19 protein-coding genes are annotated in these 19,766 nt (G+C 51.0%); 13 read left to right on the forward strand and 6 right to left on the reverse strand.

The window, feature by feature from the left end; translation table 11 throughout:
- The first annotated feature begins 103 nt into the window (after positions 1 to 103).
- From IE090_RS14570 to IE090_RS14585, 4 genes are all read left to right on the forward strand, one after another.
- A complete protein-coding gene (locus IE090_RS14570) occupies positions 104 to 358 on the forward strand; it encodes a hypothetical protein (RefSeq protein ID WP_189389429.1) in 255 nt (84 codons plus the stop codon).
- A 173-nt stretch (positions 359 to 531) separates the two neighbouring features.
- The gene (locus tag IE090_RS14575; protein ID WP_189389430.1) at positions 532 to 1,215 is read left to right on the forward strand and encodes a tetratricopeptide repeat protein; all 684 of its coding nucleotides are present in this window, start codon (positions 532 to 534) and stop codon (positions 1,213 to 1,215) included.
- 128 nt (positions 1,216 to 1,343) lie between these two features.
- Positions 1,344 to 1,844 carry a GNAT family N-acetyltransferase gene (locus tag IE090_RS14580; RefSeq protein ID WP_189389431.1) on the forward strand — a complete coding sequence of 167 codons (501 nt, stop codon included), beginning with the start codon at positions 1,344 to 1,346 and terminating at the stop codon, positions 1,842 to 1,844.
- Between the two features lie 157 nt (positions 1,845 to 2,001).
- Positions 2,002 to 2,361 carry a translation initiation factor Sui1 gene (locus IE090_RS14585; RefSeq protein ID WP_189389432.1) on the forward strand — a complete coding sequence of 120 codons (360 nt, stop codon included), beginning with the start codon at positions 2,002 to 2,004 and terminating at the stop codon, positions 2,359 to 2,361.
- Positions 2,362 to 2,378: 17 nt separating this feature from the next.
- Here IE090_RS14585 and IE090_RS14590 read toward each other — a convergent pair whose 3' ends face one another.
- Entirely contained in the window at positions 2,379 to 2,774 is a 396-nt protein-coding gene (locus IE090_RS14590; RefSeq protein ID WP_189389433.1) for an acyl-CoA thioesterase, read from the reverse strand.
- A gap of 171 nt (positions 2,775 to 2,945) precedes the next feature.
- Here IE090_RS14590 and IE090_RS14595 point away from each other — a divergent pair, with 171 nt between their 5' ends.
- A complete protein-coding gene (locus IE090_RS14595) occupies positions 2,946 to 3,446 on the forward strand; it encodes a MotA/TolQ/ExbB proton channel family protein (RefSeq protein ID WP_189389434.1) in 501 nt (166 codons plus the stop codon).
- Positions 3,447 to 3,475: 29 nt separating this feature from the next.
- Complete coding sequence (tadA, locus tag IE090_RS14600) at positions 3,476 to 3,985, forward strand: tRNA adenosine(34) deaminase TadA (RefSeq protein WP_189389436.1); 510 nt, start codon at positions 3,476 to 3,478, stop codon at positions 3,983 to 3,985.
- Positions 3,986 to 4,002: 17 nt separating this feature from the next.
- On the opposite strand, the gene IE090_RS14605 is transcribed toward tadA, so the two are convergent.
- The 3 genes from IE090_RS14605 to IE090_RS14615 form a co-directional block, all read right to left on the reverse strand.
- Positions 4,003 to 4,407: a GFA family protein gene (locus IE090_RS14605; protein ID WP_189389438.1), complete on the reverse strand. Its 405-nt coding sequence runs from the start codon at positions 4,405 to 4,407 to the stop codon at positions 4,003 to 4,005.
- Positions 4,408 to 4,534: 127 nt separating this feature from the next.
- Entirely contained in the window at positions 4,535 to 4,759 is a 225-nt protein-coding gene (locus tag IE090_RS14610) for a DUF2798 domain-containing protein (RefSeq protein WP_229815786.1), read from the reverse strand.
- Between the two features lie 43 nt (positions 4,760 to 4,802).
- Positions 4,803 to 5,285 (reverse strand): DUF2938 domain-containing protein, encoded by a 483-nt coding sequence (locus IE090_RS14615; protein WP_189389440.1) that lies wholly within the window; start codon positions 5,283 to 5,285, stop codon positions 4,803 to 4,805.
- 79 nt (positions 5,286 to 5,364) lie between these two features.
- On the opposite strand from IE090_RS14615, the gene IE090_RS14620 reads away from it, so the two are divergent.
- The 3 genes from IE090_RS14620 (at position 5,365) to IE090_RS14630 (ending at position 9,055) form a co-directional block, all read left to right on the forward strand.
- Positions 5,365 to 5,823, forward strand: coding sequence for a helix-turn-helix domain-containing protein (locus IE090_RS14620; protein ID WP_189389442.1), 459 nt, complete (start codon positions 5,365 to 5,367; stop codon positions 5,821 to 5,823).
- Between the two features lie 829 nt (positions 5,824 to 6,652).
- Positions 6,653 to 7,435 (forward strand): hypothetical protein, encoded by a 783-nt coding sequence (locus IE090_RS14625; protein ID WP_189389444.1) that lies wholly within the window; start codon positions 6,653 to 6,655, stop codon positions 7,433 to 7,435.
- A gap of 666 nt (positions 7,436 to 8,101) precedes the next feature.
- Positions 8,102 to 9,055 (forward strand): alpha/beta fold hydrolase, encoded by a 954-nt coding sequence (locus tag IE090_RS14630; protein ID WP_189389446.1) that lies wholly within the window; start codon positions 8,102 to 8,104, stop codon positions 9,053 to 9,055.
- Between the two features lie 5 nt (positions 9,056 to 9,060).
- On the opposite strand, the gene mltF is transcribed toward IE090_RS14630, so the two are convergent.
- Positions 9,061 to 10,488 carry a membrane-bound lytic murein transglycosylase MltF gene (mltF, locus tag IE090_RS14635; RefSeq protein ID WP_189389447.1) on the reverse strand — a complete coding sequence of 476 codons (1,428 nt, stop codon included), beginning with the start codon at positions 10,486 to 10,488 and terminating at the stop codon, positions 9,061 to 9,063.
- Between the two features lie 504 nt (positions 10,489 to 10,992).
- Here mltF and purL point away from each other — a divergent pair.
- Together purL and phhA are read left to right on the forward strand one after the other, a co-directional pair.
- Positions 10,993 to 14,895 (forward strand): phosphoribosylformylglycinamidine synthase, encoded by a 3,903-nt coding sequence (gene purL, locus IE090_RS14640; protein ID WP_189389448.1) that lies wholly within the window; start codon positions 10,993 to 10,995, stop codon positions 14,893 to 14,895.
- A gap of 636 nt (positions 14,896 to 15,531) precedes the next feature.
- On the forward strand, positions 15,532 to 16,350 hold the full coding sequence (gene phhA / locus IE090_RS14645) for a phenylalanine 4-monooxygenase (protein ID WP_189389449.1): 819 nt from the start codon (positions 15,532 to 15,534) through the stop codon (positions 16,348 to 16,350).
- Positions 16,351 to 16,407: 57 nt separating this feature from the next.
- On the opposite strand, the gene IE090_RS14650 is transcribed toward phhA, so the two are convergent.
- Positions 16,408 to 17,304, reverse strand: coding sequence for a LysR family transcriptional regulator (locus IE090_RS14650; protein WP_189389450.1), 897 nt, complete (start codon positions 17,302 to 17,304; stop codon positions 16,408 to 16,410).
- Between the two features lie 137 nt (positions 17,305 to 17,441).
- On the opposite strand from IE090_RS14650, the gene IE090_RS14655 reads away from it, so the two are divergent.
- Complete coding sequence (locus tag IE090_RS14655; RefSeq protein ID WP_189389451.1) at positions 17,442 to 18,635, forward strand: homogentisate 1,2-dioxygenase; 1,194 nt, start codon at positions 17,442 to 17,444, stop codon at positions 18,633 to 18,635.
- A gap of 53 nt (positions 18,636 to 18,688) precedes the next feature.
- Positions 18,689 to 19,762 carry a 4-hydroxyphenylpyruvate dioxygenase gene (gene hppD, locus IE090_RS14660; RefSeq protein ID WP_189389452.1) on the forward strand — a complete coding sequence of 358 codons (1,074 nt, stop codon included), beginning with the start codon at positions 18,689 to 18,691 and terminating at the stop codon, positions 19,760 to 19,762.
- Positions 19,763 to 19,766 lie beyond the last annotated feature (4 nt).

Consider the following 19,766-nt stretch of genomic DNA (forward strand, 5'->3'; position numbering starts at 1 on the left):
TGGGTCATGTGTCGTCTCTTTTTGCATAGGATAAAGAAATGACACAGAATTCTGAACACTACCACTGTCACTGGAAGGTGATTCTGAGAGTAATAGCATATCTTTGAAAGTGGGTGAAGAATACTTTATCGAAGCTGATATCAATAAGGTTAAACGTGATGAGTTGATGACCTTTGTTGAGCTAAGTCAGGCGTTATCATTGAATCTATCGGTTGATGCATGGCGGATCGCTCAAACAGGATTTGATCATGATATTAATAAGAGTTACTTTGTTCGCTATACATCCTGTGAGTATCCACTGGCTGATGTCGCAAGAACGATTGCATGGTACGAAGACGAATATCTTTGTCGTTGGTGATGGTTTAGGTCTTTAGCCATGTAAGGGATATATCGATTCCTAATACTCCCTCCATTGGCTGGCTTGCATGGCTGATACCGGTGTTTGGCATGGGAGATGAACTAAGCGATGAGCAAGATTTTATAAATAAAGGTCGGATTTTCTGAAAGGTTTTTCTATTTAGTTGGTTTTCTATGATATTAACTCATATTAAAATAATAGCAGTAATATTTGCTCTGAGTGCCTCAGTACTCAGTGCTGCCAGTAATGATGTTGTGTATAACAAAGGTACTCAGTACTGGTTTGGCAATGGAGTTCAGCTTGATCGTTCTAAGGCTTGTGATTACTTCGAGCAGTCAGCGAAGTCGGGCAACCCGTTAGCACAGTTTAATCTGGGTAATTGCTATCGCATGGGGGAGGGACGTAAACAAAATTTAGACCTTGCCATCAAGTGGTATGGAAAAGCCGCGGAGCAAAATAATTCCGAGGCCATGACGTCTTTGGCGAGTATGTACTTACTGAATCGACCTCACCCTGTTGATGAAAAGCGAGTGTTCGATCTGCTCGCCAAGTCTGCAGAAAGTAATAATAAGTACGCCTATTTTATGCTGGGCTATGTCTATCACCATGGCATTTATGTCGATCAAGATGATGGCCAAGCAATTGAGTTTTATCAGCGGGCAGCCAATCTGGGGCAGGTGCTGGGCCAAGTGCTGCTGTCTGTTGCATACCAGCGAGGGCTTTACGGGCTAACAGTGGATGTAGATAAGTCTAACCACTGGCGTGAGCTGTTTGACTTCACAAGGGAGGTAAAGTCGGAGGCTTTAACTTATGAAGAGGCGGTTGAATTTCTTACGGACAATAGCTTTATCTGGTGAAAAGTTTTAGGATGATGAAGCCTTTTTGTACTTGGCAAGTGCTATTTCATGGCGCCTGTTAGGCTGCTAGGAAGGTTGAGTTTCTTGTCGGCTATCAGTCAAGTAAACAGAAGAGTGGATGTACTACTGTGGATGTAGAGTTTAGGCCAATCAATTTGGCAAAAAATTATGATTTTTGCTTTGCTGCTCGCAAAGATGCGTATTACTCTAGTTTCGAAACTTACGCTGGTTTCGATGATTTTGTTAATGGTTATCGCGAGCGTATTGAAGCAAGACAGGCGCAAACCGATTGGTTTTATATTCACGTTTGGCAAAACGATAAGCTTATCGGTCAGCTGGAATTTCGCTCGTTCTCAACTGAACCAGACACGGGCTATGTACACTTGTTCTACCTAGTCCCAGAAGTGCGTGGCTCTTGTGCCAGTCGTCGTTTACAGGCCTATGTCGAGGCTGAATTAATTCGCGCCGGCTGCCGGCGAGCAGTGTTGTCTGTTAGCCGCACCAATGTAAGAGCGTTAAGATTCTATCAGCGCCATGGCTGGGAATATTATCGCGCTAACCCTAAGCACGAACAAACCGATTTTTATCAGCTGCAGCTATGCCCAAGTGAGCCTCCAGAGGCTATTTAAATTCTGATAGCTAGAGGCTTGGCTTTTAGTGGTGTGAGTCGGATCTGCTCTTGGCTACGCCACAGATGGGGCTGGCTACGTCACAAGTGGTGCACACATTTGCGCAAACTGGCGTAATCCAGTAGCGTTGCCGCGAATCATAGATAGGATCTAAAACATGGCGAAAAAATCTTCTTCTGGTGGCTTGGTGTACTCCACTGAATTTGGTCGCGCCTGCCCTGGTTGTCAGCAGCCGGTAGATCAGTGTCGCTGTAGCACAGATGAAGCCCCACAGGGCGATGGCATTGTGCGCATCAGTCGTGAGAGCAAAGGTCGGGGTGGCAAAGTGATGACGCTGGTGAAGGGTGTGCCGCTCGCCGGTGCCGAGCTAAAGACGCTGGCCAAAGAGTTGAAAAAGAAGTGCGGTGTGGGCGGTGCGCTAAAAGACGGTGTGATCGAAATTCAAGGTGATCAACGTGACTTGCTGCTGGCCGAGCTGACGAAACGTGGCTTTACCGCCAAAAAAGCCGGGGGCTAAGCCCCGGCATTGCAGTGTTACTCTGGCTTTAAATGCTGTTCTAACTGAGTACGAATCTCTTGCGGTAGGGCTTTAGAGGCTTTTTGGTCATGGTCGAAGTGCACCATCACTGCATGGCCTCGTGCGCCTAAGGTATCGCCCTGCCAAGCTTCGTGATAAATCACAAAAGAAGTATTGCCTACTTTTTCTATCCAAGTGCGAATTTCAATTTCGCTGCCATAAAAAAGCTCGCCTACAAACTCGACATCGATTTTGGCAATGATTAAATGCCAATCTTTGGGATTTAAGTCCGGCGTAAAAAATCGAAAAATTGGCGTGCGTGCTTGCTCAAACCAAACGGGCAATACGGTGTTGTTGATATGCCCCAAAGCGTCTGTCTCAGCAAAACGCGGTTCAATTGTTAGGCTCCACATAGATTATCTCACCAGTTGAAAAGATCGCTATGATGGCACAAGGTGGCTAACAGGCAAGTGCCTTAGTGGCCAATAACAGCGTCAAGTCTGTCACCAGATTGCCACGCAACTGCCACCAGAGTGCCAAAAAAGCGCCCTAATCTGGCTTCAATGGGGCTGAGGAGTTGGCATATGGAGGCAGTGATAACCTTTATTGAGCGTGGCGGGGATCTCGTTTATCCAATAGGGCTAGTGATCTTTCTTATTTGGCTGCATGTGTTGTTGCGCTTGTTCTATTTGTACTGGACCTTTCCCCGCCAAGCCAATGCCGCCGTACGGGAATGGCAGCAAAGGTCAGACAAAGTTTCTTGGACGGCACAGCAAATTCATCGCGAAGTGAGCGCGCGCTTTCGCATGGGGCTGCAGCGGGATTTGCCGACCATCAAAATGCTGATCGTTATCTGTCCCTTATTAGGTCTGCTCGGTACTGTCACCGGTATGATAGAGGTCTTTGACGTTATGATGCAGCTTGGTGCGGGTAGCCCGAAAGCGATGGCGTCGGGTATTTCCAAAGCCATATTATCTACCGTGGCCGGCATGGTAGCCGCCATTACCGGATTAATGGCACAAACCATCTTGTTGCGTGTGGCGGTGCGCAAAGAGCGTGAGTTGCAACGATCACTGGCGTGGTAAACTGCCCACAGATGTATGGGGCAGAGTATATGCAAGACGTTACCGCAGCCGTTGCAGGCACTAATGACAATGATCAAACCTATATGCGTGCCGCATTGGCACAGGCACGCTTGGCGTTTGACGCTGGTGAAGTGCCGGTGGGCGCCGTGGTGGTGCAAGATGGCGCCATTATTGGTCGTGGCTATAACCAACCCATTACCACCATGGATCCAAGTGCTCATGCTGAAATGCAAGCCTTGCGCGATGCCGCCAGCAATATTGGCAATTATCGCCTGCCTGGTGCCACTCTCTATGTCACCGTCGAGCCCTGCACCATGTGCACCGGTCTTTTGGTTCACAGCCGCATAAACCGCTTGGTGTATGGCACTCGTGAGCCCAAAGCCGGTGCGGTAGAGAGTGCCCTGCAGTTGCTGCAACAGCCTTTTTACAATCATCAGATTGAGGTACAGGGTGGAGTGTTGGCCGATGAATGCTCAACCATCATGAGCGATTTTTTTCAACTACGGCGGGAAGCGAAGAAGCGATTAAAACAGCGCTAAGCGCTGCCGGCTGATTTTTAACTGGGCAATCCCGTGAGCATCGGGGTTTTTTCAAGCTCATCGTCCCATTGTGCTTTGTCTGCCATTGATATGTGGAATGATGGTTTGATTTCTATGTCGGTATCTAGGCTGCCTGCCGGAACGACGAGTAACTTGCCACTCATTTGCACGCTCGGGAGTGCGGAACCACAAGTGATGCAAAAGCTTCTTGAGTGCCGTGTTTCTGGCAGGGTAAAGATTTTTACTGCTTCCGCCCCCGTATGCCAGTTAAGTGTTGCTGACATGGAAAAAAGATTGGATGCATGTGCACTGCCAGTATCTTTGCGGCAGCGGCTGCAATGGCATAAATAAAAGCTTTCAAAATCGCCCGTGATTTCAAACACTACTTTCCCGCATAAGCAAGAACCAGAGTGCTTAGTCATAACCATTACCTTTTAATTGATGTGATCTGTAGGCCAGCCAATACTTAGTGGCCTTAGTTACAGACCTTAAGACGAACTAGCCTGCCACAAATGGCAGCGGCAGGCCATTTTCTATATTGCTCCGTTTTTACGCTGTCATTCGACCAACCAAGCGCCGTACCCATGGAGCGACAACGGCCACCGTTGGAAAAGCAATGGGCCAGGTAGTAATACAGCTTTTGAGCCACTGAGCGGCAAAGTTAGGTTGAAAGCCTTGTGACAGTATCAATACAAACGCCGATACAATACTGACCATAATGGCCGACAGCAAAGCACTGAATAAAATGGGGGCAAAGCGTGCAGGCATACGCATATTTTTCTCCTTACTATTGTTAGTTCAAATGAGCGAGCTGTTATCACAGGCCAGATAGCACCAGCCCAGAGAGGTATAACCCCAGCCCGAACACACTGTGGGTGATCAGGCTTTGCACTCGGGCAGAAGCCGGTTTTTTTGTTTTTGAGGCTGCAATGCCGGCGCCCATGCCCGGCTGCATCAAAAAAAACGGGGCGACAACGGTGGCAACGCCGACGGCGATTGCGGGCGCAATACTGGGTGCCAGCATCCATGAGCGGCCAGCTACCGCGACTAACAGGGCAGCGAAGGCAATGCCAATCAAATAGTGTGCGGCCCAGCCAATGACGTGCTCGCCATTGACGCGAGGCGCTGCGGCAATGGCTTCATGCTGGAACTGCCCATGAAGCATATGGCCGATCCAGCGGCCGACCATGCCGTAGTTTGCCGGGGCGATGCCGAGTAGCCGTTGGCGCAGTAGCCCCCAAATATCCATGATGAGCGTGGCGCCTATGCCAATTAACACGACGCTGAGTAGATCGTTCATAACCTTCTCCTTTGCTTGTTTTGGTGTGCAACAGCAGATAGCCTATTACTTCAAGTCGACTTTAAGTCAAGGAGGGTTGATGGATATTTCTGAAGTAGCCAAGCGCTCGGGTGTGCCGGCATCGACCTTGCGTTATTACGAGGAAAAAGGGCTGATTCACTCAGTCGGGCGGCAGGGAATGCGCCGAGTATTTGCTGCCGATATATTAGAACGACTGGCGTTGATCGCGCTGGGGCGTGCTGCCGGGCTTTCTCTGGATGAAATCGCCCCCATGTTGGGCGATAGCGACGGCCCAGACATTGATCGCACCTTGCTGGAAAATAAAGCCGATGAACTGGAGCGCTCCATTCAAAAACTCAAAAAAATGCGCGATGGCCTTAGGCATGCCGCTGTGTGCTCGGCGCCGAGTCATATGGATTGCCCGAAATTTAGGCGTTTGCTCGGCCTGGCTGCCAGCGGTGCCATTCATAGTGATGATGCGGCGGGGGTGGTGAAAAAACAGCGTCGAAACCTAAAAAAGAAGTCATCGAAAAAGTAGCCGAGAAGTATTTGGGGGCTGACTAGATAGGATTTTTACGCAAAGTCCCACGCCCTCCTTGAGGTTATCCCTCACGCCGGGCGGGCGAGCGATTGAAAGCGTTCATCTAGGCAGTTTCTCCCTTCCCGACAAGCCCTATGCCCTTCTTGAGGTTATCCCTCATGCCGGGCGGGCGAGCGCCTGAAAGCGTATATCGAGGCAGTTTCTGCCAGGCAAAAAGTGAGCGGAAGCATCCTCGACAAGCGCAGCTTACAAACTGTAAGCGAGGATTGCGAGTCGGACTCGCGCACGAGCGCTTTTTAACGCAGCAGAAACAACGTAGATAGCTTTCAGCCTGCTTTGCGCTGCGCAGGCCGTTTCTCCTTCGTTACCAACGCTGTGGTCGCCGCAACGCCAGCAGCCTGTAGCCCAGCAGGATGTTGGCTGGTGCTGCCGTCCGGGCAGCACCTTCGGGCACAGCCATTGCCCACTCAGGCGGCCTACTAAGGCGCGGAAAACCTGAGCGCAAGACCGCGCTTAGAGTAGGGAGTGGTGGTTCGTTTGTGTTCATAAGCGACAAATAATGACGTTCTTTTCCAACCGGCTTGTCTGTATCTCTGTAGGGTGATAGCTTCAATAAAAATAAACAAATCAGTAGCAGTCAGGCGTCCGATCTTAGATGCTAATGATTGTTTTGATATTACTAGCGTGCACTTTGCCAGAGAGGATGTGAGAGAAAAAAGCCAGTATTGAACCAAAAACTTGGCGTGAATTTATCGATTAATTCTATCCGGAAAAACAGGTATGTTCACTAATGATTCGCTAAAAAAAGTCACTGCGGAGATATTACATGCGCGAAACTCTTGAGAAAAAGATAGATCGATTCGTTGAGTTCAATAAAGATATGATCACTTCCGCAGTGTCCGGAAGCAATCTCGAAAGCCAAGGTGTCAATGCAAAGATCCTACTTTGCTCAATCATTGACTCGTTAGCAAAAAGCCGCTTTCCAGGTGAGGCTAATGGTGCTCGATTCCAGAAGACTGTTAAGACTTCCGCGAACTGGTCGAATTGTGATCGCATTAGTTTGCTCCATTTAAAGCGAGCAATTGAGGTTGAGCAAAAAGACGAGCAATTCGCGGACCTAAATGCCTGGGCGGAGGATGCCGTACGCCGTGATTTCCCAAATAGCGATAGTGCTCTTTCGGATCAAATTGATATCGAAAAAGATCCAATGCCTGAAGAGGTTTTGCTTCGGTGGCCACGCGATGATAAGGGTCGCCCGATCAAGCTAGGCTCAATATCGTTGGATAAGCTTACGCACAAAAGTCTGCTTTGGCAGTATAGGAACTCCCTCATGCATGAGTGCCGTATCCCGGGGAGAGCGGTGGAGTGGAGTGTGAAAGAAAGTATCCCATTCTATCAGAAGGTATCGCAGTTTGATGACTATTGCCCAGATGCGGGACTTACCTTCACTAGTAGATGGGAGTTGCTCTATCCGACCGGTTTCTTCCAAGTTGTTGCAGAGAATATCTTGGCGGATGTTGCGGATTATCATAGGTCAGCGCAAACAAGTCCGTTCGCCGCATACTCCGAGGGAAGTTTCTGGATTCCAAGGTTTAACGACGAATGCTAACAAAACGCTTCAGCCGATGCGCCTAAGTACACAGCTGAGTTTCACGCTAACTAGCTCAAACAACACACGCAATACAAACCCTGAGCAGTCTAATCTGCTTGCCAGGTTCTAGGTTTAGCGCCCAGGTTTTCCGCGCCTTAGCAGGCCGCCTGAGTTGGCAATGGCTGTGCCCGCAGGGGCTGCCCGGATGGCAGCACCAGCCAACATCCTGCCGGGATGCAGGCTGTTGGCGTTGCGGCGACCACAGCATTGGCAACTCAGGGTTCACGGCCTGCGCAGCGCAAAGCAGGGAGCTCGCCCGCCCGGCGTGAGGTAAGATCCCTCAAGGAGGGCATAGGGCTTGTCGGAAAAATGCAGGGGCGCATCAAAAAACGCTCGTGCGCGAGTCACACTTACAATTTGTAAGCTGCGCTTTTTTGTTACTTTTCGCCTGACAGAAACTGCCTCGATGTACGCTTTCAGTCGCTCGCCGGCCCGGCGTGAGGGATAACCTCAAGGAGGGCATAGGGCCTAAGCAAGTTCGAATGCAACCTGCGTGGATTAAAAGCACTTGTAGCTTGCTCAGGCTGTTAAGCCACGTGAGTCGCCACCTTTGCCATCACTCCCCACCGCCAGTAAAGTAAGCCCCCACACTTTGGGGAAATAACAATAATGACATCTCCTAGCATGACCACGCAGGCTTTAAAAACGCTATTGGCTTTCAGTTTGGTGCTCATCGCTGGCTGTGCGCCGGTGAAAGAGCAGTTGTTCGATTGGGGGTTGCAAGCGGAACGCTCGATGTCGGATTTAAATCTGCATTATGTGGAAGCCGGGCCGCATCGCTGGGCCTATTTGGATTCTGGCCACTCAAATGACTCGCGCCCCGTATTGCTGCTATTGCACGGTTTTGCCGTGGATAAAGACAATTGGCTGCGGTTTGCGCGGCATTTATCCGATTACCGCATTATTGCGCCGGATTTTCCTGGCCACGGCGATAGCAGTTATTTGCCGGAGTTGACCTATGGCTTTTCTCAGCAAAGCCAGTGGTTGTGGCAGTTTATGCAGCAGTTAGAGCTGTCCTCGGTAAATGTGTTGGGCAACTCCATGGGCGGTGGCGTGGCTTTATTGTTGGCACAGCAGCAGCCACAAGCGGTTAACAGTTTGATCTTGATGGATGCGGCGGGGGTGTTTCCACCGCAGCAAAGCGAGTTTCAGCAGCGCTTGGCAGCGACGGGCGATAATCCCTTGGTGGTGAACTCCAAACAAGACTTTAAAGAGTTGCAGGCGTTTGCGTTGGAGCAACCGCCGTTTTTGCCGTGGCCAGCCACGGATGTGCTAGCGCAGCGAGCGATGGCGCGCAGTGCTATTAATCGTAAGATTTTTGCCGACATCATGGCCGAGACGGAGCAGCTGCGAGTGAGTGAAGAAAACTTGCAATGGCTGGCGCAAATCACTGCACCCGTGCTGATTATTTGGGGTGAGCAAGACAGGGTATTGGATGTCAGCAGTGTCGAAATATTTCGCCAACATCTGAGCAACACCGAGAGTTATATTTTGCCCAACGTCGGGCATGCGCCAATGTTAGAAGTGCCGCAGTTAAGCGCGCAGTTGGTGCAGGCCTTTTTAGGCCAACACAACTGAAGCTTTTACAGTAGTGGTGGTACTTCTTTGGTCAGCAATGACAGCATTTGCTCGTCGGTGGTAACGGTTTGCGGCTGCTGGTCGTTCCATACCAGTACGTCATAGTAGCGGCGAATATTTTGCACATACTCCACGGGCTCGTGGCCGCGTGCATAGCCATGACGAGTGTGGCGGTAGTAACGCTTTTGCGTCAGCAAGGGTAAGGCTTCTTTAACGTCCATCCAGCTATTGGGGTTGCCACCCATTTCACGGGCTATTTTGCGCGCATCGCTTAAATGCCCATAGCCAACGTTGTATGCGGCCAGCGCCATCCAGGTGCGGTCTGGTTCGTTGACACCTTTTAAGCGCTTGCGTAATTGCGCCAAATAGCGGCTGCCGCCTTCAATGCTTTGCAATGGATCTAGGCGATTGCGCACACCCAGCTCTTTGGCGGTGGTGCGGGTGAGCATCATCAGGCCACGCACACCGGTAAAGCTACGCGCATTGGCGCGCCAGTGGCTTTCTTGGTAGCCGACGGCAGCCAACAAGCGCCAGTCAAACTCGTGTTTGTCAGCGGCTTTTTTAAAGTGCTCTTGATACTTGTGCAGCTTGCGATCGGCCTGATTCAAAAAGTGAATGGCACCTACGTAATCCAGAGATTCCAAGTGGCCATAATAGCGCTCTGCTAGCCAAGCTAAGCGCACTTGGGTTGGGTGCTGGGCAAAAAAATCATTGGCCGCTTTGTGGAGGCTATCATCGCGGCTATGTGGAAAAGCCCAGGCGATCGGTTGTGGCGACACCAGCTCAAATGCTACCGCCAAGTTGGGGAAGTAGGCTTGCAGCAGGTCAAACTCGTTAGAATCGACAATGGTGTAATCGACTTGGTCGGCTTCTACTAGGTGCAATAAATCAGTCACGCCAAGATCGTCGGTTTCGCGCCAGGTGAGGGCTGGCTCTTGCTCGCGCTGAATTTGGCGCAAGCGCTGCGCGTGGCTAGAACCGGCACTGACGACTAAGTTGCCTGCAGCCAAATCGGCGATGGAGCTCGGTTTGCCGCGGCCACGGCGATAGACCACCTGCTCGGTGACATACATATAAGGTTCGGCAAAACGCACCCAGCGCTGGCGCTCAGCGGTGATGGTCAGGCCGGCGGCGGCAAAGGCTGCTTGGTTACTATCCAGTAGGGTGAAAACCTCAGTGAGACTGTCTGCCACCACGACGCGCAGCTCGACGCCCAAGTTGTTGGCAAAAGCTTTGGCCAGCTCATATTCGTAGCCAACATCGCCACTGCGGTCTTGGTAATAGGTGGTGGGGCTGTTGCGAGTGACCATCACCAGCTCGCCGCGCGCCTGGATCGTTTCCAGCTGCGTTGGACGAATGCTGCCGGTCAGTGCCAGCAAGCACAGCATTGCCACCAATGTTTTAGCAGTTAGACCAAATAAGCCGCGTAGCATGAAAACCCTAATATTTTGCACTATTTTGGTGCACAACAGACAACGGGCGACCATTCTAGCGTGGCGTTTGCCTAAAAAACAATCATGACCGCTGTAAATCTGACCAGTGGTTGCTAGTAGGCTCTTAGCAGTGTGAGCTAAGTCATTGAATTAGAATGTTTTTTCCTGCAGCAAACTTTATGTTGCTGTGGCAGCAACAAAACCAGGCTCGACAGGTATGACTGATCCGTCATTACTGACAGTTAAGGCGGTTTTGGTCGGGTTGTGGTGCTGTTATTTATAAAAGGGTTAATCAGGATCGGTGCATCGATAAGCAAGGTTTCACCGGCGCCTGAATCCTGACCAAATGGTTAGCTCGAATCACTGATCAGCCCAGCAATGACGGTGCTTGCAGCTGTCTAGGCGGCTGCCAAGCGTCGGCAAAGCGGCTGGAGAAAACAGGGTCAATCCAGTATGATTCGCGTCTTTCCGAACCACCGCTCCCAACCCTCTGGAGTTCATACCATGCTGACACTGCGTGGCGCGCCGGCGCTTTCCGACTTTCGTCAAAACAAGATTCTGAGCAAGTTGCAGCAGGCCGATGCCGCTGTTACCTCGGTTTATGCTGAGTTTGTTCATTTTGCCGATCTCTCTGCTGCGCTGGCAGATAATGAGCTGCAGGTATTGGAGCGTATTTTGCGCTACGGCCCTAAAGCCGAGGTGCAGCAGGGGCAAGGTGAAGCCTTTTTGGTGGTGCCGCGCTTTGGCACCATTTCTCCTTGGTCGTCAAAAGCCACCGACATTGCTCATAACTGTGGCTTGGAAAAAGTCCTGCGTTTAGAGCGCGGTATCCTTTATTACGTAGAGGGTGTGACGCCTGGCAACCGCGACGCCATTGCCAGCGCCCTGCATGATCGCATGGTGGAAGTGGTGTTGGCCGAAGCCGGCGAAGCTGAAGCGCTGTTTTCCCACGCTGAGCCTGCGCCGCTGGAAAGCATCGACATTTTAGTGGGTGGCCGTGATGCCTTGGTGGCCGCCGATCAGCACTTGGGCCTGGCACTGGCCGATGATGAAATCGACTATTTAGTCGAGAGTTTTATCAAGCTCGATCGCAACCCCACCGATGTTGAGCTGATGATGTTTGCCCAAGCAAACTCAGAGCACTGTCGCCATAAAATCTTTAACGCCAGTTGGACCATCGATGGCGAACAGCAAGATAAATCGCTGTTCCAGATGATTAAAAACACCTACGAGTGCTACAGCGACAATATTTTATCGGCCTATAAAGATAATGCCTCTGTGATCAGCGGCCATAAAGCCGGGCGCTTTTTCCCTAATCCAGATAATAGAGGCTATGCGTATCACCAAGAAGATATGCATATTTTGATGAAGGTCGAAACCCACAACCACCCGACCGCCATTGCCCCACACTCGGGTGCCGCCACTGGCAGCGGTGGTGAAATTCGTGACGAAGGTGCCACCGGCCGTGGTTCTAAACCAAAAGCAGGTTTGACCGGCTTTACCGTCTCCGACCTTAAAATTCCAGGTTTTGAACAGCCGTGGGAAAGCCAGTACGGTAAACCCGAGCGCATCGCATCGGCCCTCGATATTATGCTGGAAGGCCCGATTGGTGGTGCTGCTTTTAATAACGAATTTGGCCGTCCGAATTTGAACGGCTATTTCCGCACCTTTGAACTGCAGCATGACGGCGAAGTTCGTGGTTATCACAAGCCGATTATGATTGCCGGTGGCTATGGCAATATTCGCGGCGAGCATGTGCAAAAAGGTGACATTCCCGTTGGTGCACGCCTAATTGCCCTTGGCGGCCCTGCCATGCAAATCGGCCTCGGTGGCGGTGCGGCATCCAGTATGTCGTCGGGTCAATCCAATGCCGATTTGGATTTTGCTTCGGTACAGCGCGAAAACCCAGAGATGGAGCGCCGCTGCCAGGAAGTGATCGACCGCTGCTGGCAGTTGGGCGATGACAACCCCATTGCCTTTATTCACGACGTCGGCGCCGGTGGTTTGTCCAATGCCTTTCCTGAGCTGGTCTCCGACGGCGGTCGCGGTGGTAACTTCGAGCTGCGCAATGTGCCTAACGACGAGCCGGGCATGAGCCCGCTGGCGATTTGGTGTAACGAATCCCAGGAACGCTATGTGATGGCCGTGGCCGAAGCCGATATGGAGCGCTTCGATGCCATTTGCGCGCGCGAGCGTTGCCCTTATGCGGTGGTGGGTATTGCTACGGAAGAAGAGCATTTAACCGTTAGCGACAGCCACTTCGGTAACAAGCCTGTTGATATGCCGTTGCAAGTATTGCTGGGCAAGCCACCACGTATGCACCGTGAGGCCACTTCACGTGAGGTCAAAGCGGAAGCCTTTGATAGCAGCAGTATTGATTTGGCCGAAGCCGCCAAGCGTGTATTAACCTTGCCGACCGTGGCGTCGAAAAGCTTCCTGATTACCATTGGCGACCGTTCTATTACCGGTACCGTGGCGCGCGATCAATTTGTTGGCCCTTGGCAGGTGCCGGTGGCCGATGTGGCGGTGACAACCTCCTCTTATGACACCTACGCCGGTGAAGCCATGGCCATGGGTGAACGTACTCCGGTGGCACTGCTGGATTCACCGGCATCGGGCCGTTTGGCGGTGGCTGAAGCCATTACCAACTTGGCGGCAGCGCCGATTGCGAAATTGGCGGACATTAAAATGTCGGCTAACTGGATGTGCGCCGCTGGCCACGACGGTGAAGACCAAAAATTGTACGACACGGTCAAGGCTGTGGGCATGGAGCTGTGCCCTGAATTGCAGGTGACCATTCCCGTGGGTAAAGACTCGATGTCGATGAAAACCCGTTGGCAGGAAGCTGGTGAAAAAGGTGAGATCGAAAAAGCGGTTACTGCGCCAATGTCGCTGATTATTACCGGTTTTGCGCCCGTCACCGATGCACGCAAAGTGTTAACGCCACAATTGCGCGCTGACCAGGGCGAAACTGACCTGTTGTTAATTGATTTGGGCCGTGGCCAAAATCGTTTGGGCGCTTCTTGTTTGGCTCAGGTATATGGCCAAGTGGGCAGTGTGCCGGCCGATTTAGACGACGCCGAAGATTTAAAAGCCTTTTTTGCCGTTATGCAGGGGCTCAACCTAGATGGCAAGCTGCTGGCCTATCACGATCGCTCCGACGGTGGTTTGTTTGCCACCCTAACGGAAATGGCCTTTGCCGGTCACTTAGGGTTGGACATTAAGATGGACCTGCTGGCCGACAGCGAAGACGAGCTGGCAGCGGCGCTATTTGCCGAAGAACTGGGCGGTGTGATTCAAGTACGCCGCGACGATCTAGAAGAAGTGTTAGCGCAATTTGAAGCGGCCGGTCTGGGCGATTGCACTCAGGTGATTGGTAGCATTAATGACGACGACCAAATTACCTTTAGCTTCCAGGACGAAGAATTCCTTAGTGAATCGCGCGTTAACTGGCAGCGTTTATGGTCGCAAACCAGCTATGAAATGCAGGCCCTGCGTGATAACGCTGATTGTGCCAAGCAAGAGTTTGATGCGCTGTTAGATGCCGATGATCCAGGTTTAACGGCGGAATTATCTTTCGATATTAACGAAGACCCGGTGAAAGAATTATTAGCCTCTAATTCTTCTTCGGAGGCGCCAAAAGTAGCGATTCTGCGTGAGCAGGGTGTGAACGGCCAAATCGAAATGGCCGCAGCTTTTGATCGTGCCGGCTTTACCGCCATCGACGTGCATATGAGTGATATTCTCTCAGGTAGCGTTACCTTAGATCAGTTCCGTGGCTTAGTGGCCTGTGGCGGCTTCTCTTACGGTGACGTATTAGGTGCGGGTGAAGGCTGGGCCAAGTCGATTCTGTTTAACGACCAGGCGCGTGAGCAATTTAAAGCCTTTTTTGAACGCGGCGATACCTTTGCTCTCGGGGTGTGCAACGGCTGTCAGATGCTGTCGAACTTGCATGAGCTGATTCCAGGTGCTGAGCACTGGCCGCATTTTGTGCGCAATATGAGCGAGCAATTTGAAGCCCGTGTGGCCATGGTGGAAGTGCAAGAATCCGACTCTGTCTTCCTGGCAGGCATGGCCGGTTCGCATATCCCGATTGCCGTTGCCCATGGCGAAGGTCGAGCTGAATTTGCTAACGAGTCAGATATTGACGAACTGGCAGGTCAAATCGCTCTGCGCTACGTCAATAATTATGGTGAAGTGACCGAGCAATACCCAGCCAACCCAAATGGCTCACCGCAGGGCATTACCGGCCTTACCGCTAACGATGGCCGCGTTACTATTATGATGCCGCACCCAGAGCGGGTATTCCGCACCATTCAAAATAGCTGGGCACCCGATCATTGGGGTGAAGACGGCGCCTGGATGCGTATGTTCCGTAACGCCCGAGTGTGGTGTGAGGAAAACTAAACATCAAGGTCCTCTGATCTAGCCTTAAGCCCGCTGCTCTAGTGATAGACAGCGGGTTTTTTATATACGTTGATATGAATCGGTTTCTAAAAAACGTAAAGACAGTTTTCTCTAAGTTACAATGAGAAAAGAGTTTTTGCTCGCTGTTGCCCTAGGGTGATAGGCTAGCGTCTTGATATTAAGTGCTTCTGTGATTCAAACTAGGTGACGAGTTCTTTACGAGCACCTCAAATAATCCTCATCGACGCTATAAGCCAGTTGATGAATTATTCAAATACTTGGCATAAGAAAAGGCTGCTATGACTGGCCATTATTTCGTCATATCTTGTCACTGATTATGAATGATGAAAGCAATTTTTTGGCACTTTATAAAACATAGCAAGCTAGACATTCCCCTCCATAAGCGTTTAACTCATAAGCATGTGATGTACGTTTTCACAAACATATGGCCCGGCCGGAAATAACCTTCCGACCTCATAACTGTCGATGATCGCCACAAGCGAACGTCACCGACTTTACAAGAAATGTCTGTAGCTCTGATCGGCTGATTGCTCGGATGGTAGGTCAGGTTACAGACGCATAATATAGTCAAGGACGCATAGGGTTTACCCATCCTGAGCGTTGAGGGTGTTAACTATGGGCAGCACTGCACACGATATCGTTATCGAAGCCGTTCCCGGCTCCAAATACACGGCCAAAGAGCCGGATGCCAACGGCCTGATCCACTACACAGCTGAAGAAGACGCGGTCTGGAAAGACCTGATTGAACGCCAGCAAATCGCCATTCAGGGCGTTGCTTGCCAGGAATTTGTCCATGGCATGGAGCTTCTTAAATTACCGCAAGAGCGTATTCCTCAGTTAACTGAGGTGTCAGAGCCACTTGCTTATGCCACGGGCTGGAGTGCAGCGGCGGTGCCTGCACTGATTCCCTTTATTACCTTCTGTCATTTGCTCGCCAATAAGCGCTTTCCCTGCGCGACCTTTATTCGTGCGCGCGAAGAGCTGGATTATCTAGAAGAGCCGGATATTTTTCACGAAGTGTTTGGTCATTGTGCCATGCTCACCAACCCCAGTTTCGCGGCGTTTACCGAGGCCTACGGTAAGCTTGGGCTGGAAGCCAATGACGCACAAAGAAAGTTCCTAGAACGACTGTACTGGTTTACCGTCGAGTTTGGGCTGTTAAAAACTCCAGAGGGCATGCGCGTTTATGGTGGCGGCATTTTGTCATCCATCGGCGAAACCCAGTACGCCTGCAGTGACACACCGGACTTGCGCCCCTTCAATGTTTTGGATGTGTTAAGAACGCCTTATCGCATCGATATTATGCAACCCATTTATTATGTGCTGGAAAGCATCGATGATTTGTTCAAAGTTGCGCACATGGACCTGTTCACAGAAATGAAAAAAGCCGAACAGCTGGGCATGTTTGAGCCGGAGTTTCCTCCTAAAGCCTGAACTGCCTTGGTAAGTTGAGTGTTTGAAAGCGTTTTCGAGAACCGCTACAAGCACTCTTCAGCCTTCAAACTGCTGAAATGCCTTGCCCACCAGGTCTGCAATAATGCCGCCGGCTTTGCCCAGCGGTGGCTCATTGCGATACACCAACATGGGGGTAAAGGACACCCGTGAACCGGCGTGATAATCAAGCTCGATCAGGCTGCCTTCGGCCAGCTCTTTTGACACTTGGAATACCGGCATCCAGCCAAATCCAAGACCCATTTCAATGGCGGTTTTCTTGGCTGAAAAGCTGTGCATATAAAACACACGGTCGCCACCAAATTGCATGGAATCCGATCGGGAAGGCGCGTGCTCACTGGTGTCGTTAATGGTCAACTCGACATGGTCGTGCAGCTGATCCAGCGCGATGTTCTGCACACCGGCCAGAGGGTGATGGCTGGCCGCGACCAGCACCAGGCTAACAGGCGTTAGTGGCAGCGCCGTGAGGGAAGGGTGCGGGGTATAGTCCTTGGCCAGCATGATGTCGGCGTTGTCTTTTTCAAAGCGCATCTGCACGCCGCCCAAAGCCTCCACCTTGACTTGAATGCGTGTCGGAATGTCACGGTCCGCCAAAGACTTAAGCGCGCCCATAATGGGCACCATGGGCAATGCGCCGTCGATCACCAGCTCCAGTCGCGGCTCCCAGCCTTCGGTATAGCGCTCGGCAAGATTCTCGATGCGTTCGGCCAGCTGCAGCATGCGTTGCGCCTCGGCCCAAAGTGCCTGCCCCTTGGGCGTAAGGGTGGCACGGTAGCGGCTGCGGTCAAAGATCTCGATGTTCAGTTGCTGTTCCAGCTTGCGGATCTGGTAGCTCACCGCTGACTGGGCTTTATGCAGCTTGCTGGCGGCTTTGGCGAAGCTGCCTTGCTGAATGATGGTGTCCAAGACCCTCAGCGCTTCCATATCCACTTTCATCGGCGTACCTGTCAATCTCCATGAGTATCGAACTATATCTAACGAATAGATAGAGATGATGCAAATATTATTCTTTTTTTAGTTCGTGAACGCCACACAATGAAGGCATCGATCAGTTTACGGACGAGGCTGTACGCATGCCGTTTTATGTCAAACAAGGTGATTTGCCTGCCAAGCACCACGTTACGTTTTATAAGGATGCCCACCACCCAGGTGTTCAGGCGGGACAGGAGGAGGAGTTATACCGCGAAGAGCTGGTATCGACTCATGGCTTTGCCAGTCTGTACAGCACCAAGTATCACCACAACATGCCCACCAAAAGCCCCGCGGTTGAGCGGCTGCATATTGAGCACGGTGCCTTGTGGCAAGACAGTTTGGTACAAAACTATAAACTGGACAGTCGCAAAGCGGACCGCCAAGGCAACTTTTATAACGCCCGCAATCGCTTATTTTTCAATCAAGACCTGTCGATTCACACGGCGCGAGTAACGGAGCCTACCGATCAGTTTTACCGTAACGCCTACGCCGATGAAATTATTTTTGTCCACGAGGGCGAAGGTGAATTGCTGTCGGAATACGGTCGCCTTGAAGTGCGGCAGTGGGATTATTTAGTGATTCCACGCGGCACCATATATCAGCTCCACTTTAATAATTACGACAATGTTCGTCTGTTTATTGTCGAAGCGAACTCCATGGTGGAGATTCCCAAGCATTATCGCAATGAATACGGCCAGCTGCTGGAAACCGCGCCTTACTGTGAGCGCGATATTCGAGCGCCACAATTGACGGACCCCATCGTAGAGCAGGGCAATTTCCAGGTTATCAGTAAATACCGCGATCAATACCAGGCGCATCAGCTGCAATGGCACCCGTTCGACTTGGTGGGTTGGGACGGCTATCTCTATCCTTGGGCATTTAATATTCAGGACTTTCAGCCCATTGTTGGCAAAATTCATTTGCCGCCGAGCATTCATCAGGTATTTGGCGGCCGGGGATTTGTGCTGTGTAACTTTGTGCCCCGTCTGTACGACTTCCACCCTGAAGCCATACCGGCGCCTTATTATCACTCCAATGTTGATAGTGATGAGGTGCTGTATTACGTCGACGGCGACTTTATGAGCCGCACCGGCATCGATGCTGGCTACATCACATTGCACCAGGGCGGTGTTCCACACGGGCCTCAGCCCGGCAAAACAGAAGCGTCCATCGGCGCCAAAGAAACGCATGAATATGCCGTAATGGTGGATACCTTTGCACCGTTACAGCTGACTGAGCACGTTAAAAACACCATGGCTGGCGACTATCACCAGTCTTGGCTCGAATCTGAATAACTTAAATAAATAACACAGCTAAAAATAACAAAGACAGCAAGCGAGGTAGCACCATGAATACTCAGTTTACACCAGAAAACCAGGCTGAAGATGCACAGAGCAACCCACTGGGGCTGCGTGGTATTGAATTTACCGAATTTGCCACACCCGACAGTGATTTTATGGAAAAAGTATTTTTGGACTTTGGCTTTTCCAAGCTGAAGACATTCAAAAACAAGGATATCCTGTACTTCAATCAAAACGATATTCACTTTCTGATGAATAACGAGCGCAAGGGCTTTTCTAAAAGCTTTGCTGAACGCCATGGTCCGGCGATTTGTTCGATGGGCTGGCGCGTTGATGACGCCAAATACGCCTATGAACAAGCAGTCAAGCGCGGTGCCAAACCGGCGGATGACGCCGACAAAGATTTACCCTATCCGGCCATCTATGGCATTGGCGACAGTCTTATTTACTTTATTGACCTGTTTGGTGACAAGGGCTCCATCTACGAGACGGATTTTGAAGACCTAGAGCAGCCGGTTAAGGTGGCTGAAAAAGGCTTTATGAACGTCGATCATCTGACCAATAACGTTTATAAAGGCACCATGGACAAATGGGCCAATTTCTACCGAGACGTTTTTGGCTTTACCGACGTTCGCTACTTTGACATTCGTGGCAAAAAAACGGCGTTGATCTCCAATGCTCTGAAGTCGCCTGATGGCAGCTTCTGCATTCCGATTAACGAAGGCAAGGACGATAAAAACAACCAGATTGATGAATACTTGGATGAATACCAAGGACCTGGTGTTCAGCATTTGGCGTTTGCCTCCAGAGACCTGTTGGCCTCATTGGATGCTATGGAAGGAACCAGCATTCAGACACTGGATATTAATGATGATTATTATGAGCAGGTGTTCGACCGTGTGCCGAATGTGACCGAAGACCCTGCCCGCATTAAAAAGCACCAAGTATTGGTGGATGGCGACGAGGAAGGTTACCTGCTGCAGATTTTCACTAAAAACCTGTTTGGGCCCATTTTTATCGAGTTGATTCAGCGCAAAGAGCACCTTGGCTTTGGCGAAGGCAACTTCCAAGCATTGTTTGAATCCATTGAGCGGGATCAGCAGGCCCGTGGTGTTATTTAAGAGG

The organism is Bacterioplanes sanyensis (assembly GCF_014652515.1).
Taxonomy (GTDB): Bacteria; Pseudomonadota; Gammaproteobacteria; order Pseudomonadales; family Oceanobacteraceae; genus Bacterioplanes; species Bacterioplanes sanyensis.

What these genes read in the sequence shown, in the direction of transcription:
- IE090_RS14625 (WP_189389444.1), top strand. Translation starts at nt 6,653, where the DNA reads ATGCGCGAAACTCTTGAGAAAAAGATAGATCGATTCGTTGAGTTCAAT.
- IE090_RS14650 (WP_189389450.1), bottom strand. Translation starts at nt 17,304, where the DNA reads ATGAAAGTGGATATGGAAGCGCTGAGGGTCTTGGACACCATCATTCAG.
- phhA (WP_189389449.1), top strand. Translation starts at nt 15,532, where the DNA reads ATGGGCAGCACTGCACACGATATCGTTATCGAAGCCGTTCCCGGCTCC.
- purL (WP_189389448.1), top strand. Translation starts at nt 10,993, where the DNA reads ATGCTGACACTGCGTGGCGCGCCGGCGCTTTCCGACTTTCGTCAAAAC.
- IE090_RS14575 (WP_189389430.1), top strand. Translation starts at nt 532, where the DNA reads ATGATATTAACTCATATTAAAATAATAGCAGTAATATTTGCTCTGAGT.
- IE090_RS14595 (WP_189389434.1), top strand. Translation starts at nt 2,946, where the DNA reads ATGGAGGCAGTGATAACCTTTATTGAGCGTGGCGGGGATCTCGTTTAT.
- IE090_RS14585 (WP_189389432.1), top strand. Translation starts at nt 2,002, where the DNA reads ATGGCGAAAAAATCTTCTTCTGGTGGCTTGGTGTACTCCACTGAATTT.
- IE090_RS14590 (WP_189389433.1), bottom strand. Translation starts at nt 2,774, where the DNA reads ATGTGGAGCCTAACAATTGAACCGCGTTTTGCTGAGACAGACGCTTTG.
- IE090_RS14610 (WP_229815786.1), bottom strand. Translation starts at nt 4,759, where the DNA reads ATGCGTATGCCTGCACGCTTTGCCCCCATTTTATTCAGTGCTTTGCTG.
- mltF (WP_189389447.1), bottom strand. Translation starts at nt 10,488, where the DNA reads ATGCTACGCGGCTTATTTGGTCTAACTGCTAAAACATTGGTGGCAATG.
- IE090_RS14620 (WP_189389442.1), top strand. Translation starts at nt 5,365, where the DNA reads ATGGATATTTCTGAAGTAGCCAAGCGCTCGGGTGTGCCGGCATCGACC.
- IE090_RS14655 (WP_189389451.1), top strand. Translation starts at nt 17,442, where the DNA reads ATGCCGTTTTATGTCAAACAAGGTGATTTGCCTGCCAAGCACCACGTT.
- IE090_RS14605 (WP_189389438.1), bottom strand. Translation starts at nt 4,407, where the DNA reads ATGACTAAGCACTCTGGTTCTTGCTTATGCGGGAAAGTAGTGTTTGAA.
- IE090_RS14615 (WP_189389440.1), bottom strand. Translation starts at nt 5,285, where the DNA reads ATGAACGATCTACTCAGCGTCGTGTTAATTGGCATAGGCGCCACGCTC.
- hppD (WP_189389452.1), top strand. Translation starts at nt 18,689, where the DNA reads ATGAATACTCAGTTTACACCAGAAAACCAGGCTGAAGATGCACAGAGC.
- IE090_RS14630 (WP_189389446.1), top strand. Translation starts at nt 8,102, where the DNA reads ATGACCACGCAGGCTTTAAAAACGCTATTGGCTTTCAGTTTGGTGCTC.
- tadA (WP_189389436.1), top strand. Translation starts at nt 3,476, where the DNA reads ATGCAAGACGTTACCGCAGCCGTTGCAGGCACTAATGACAATGATCAA.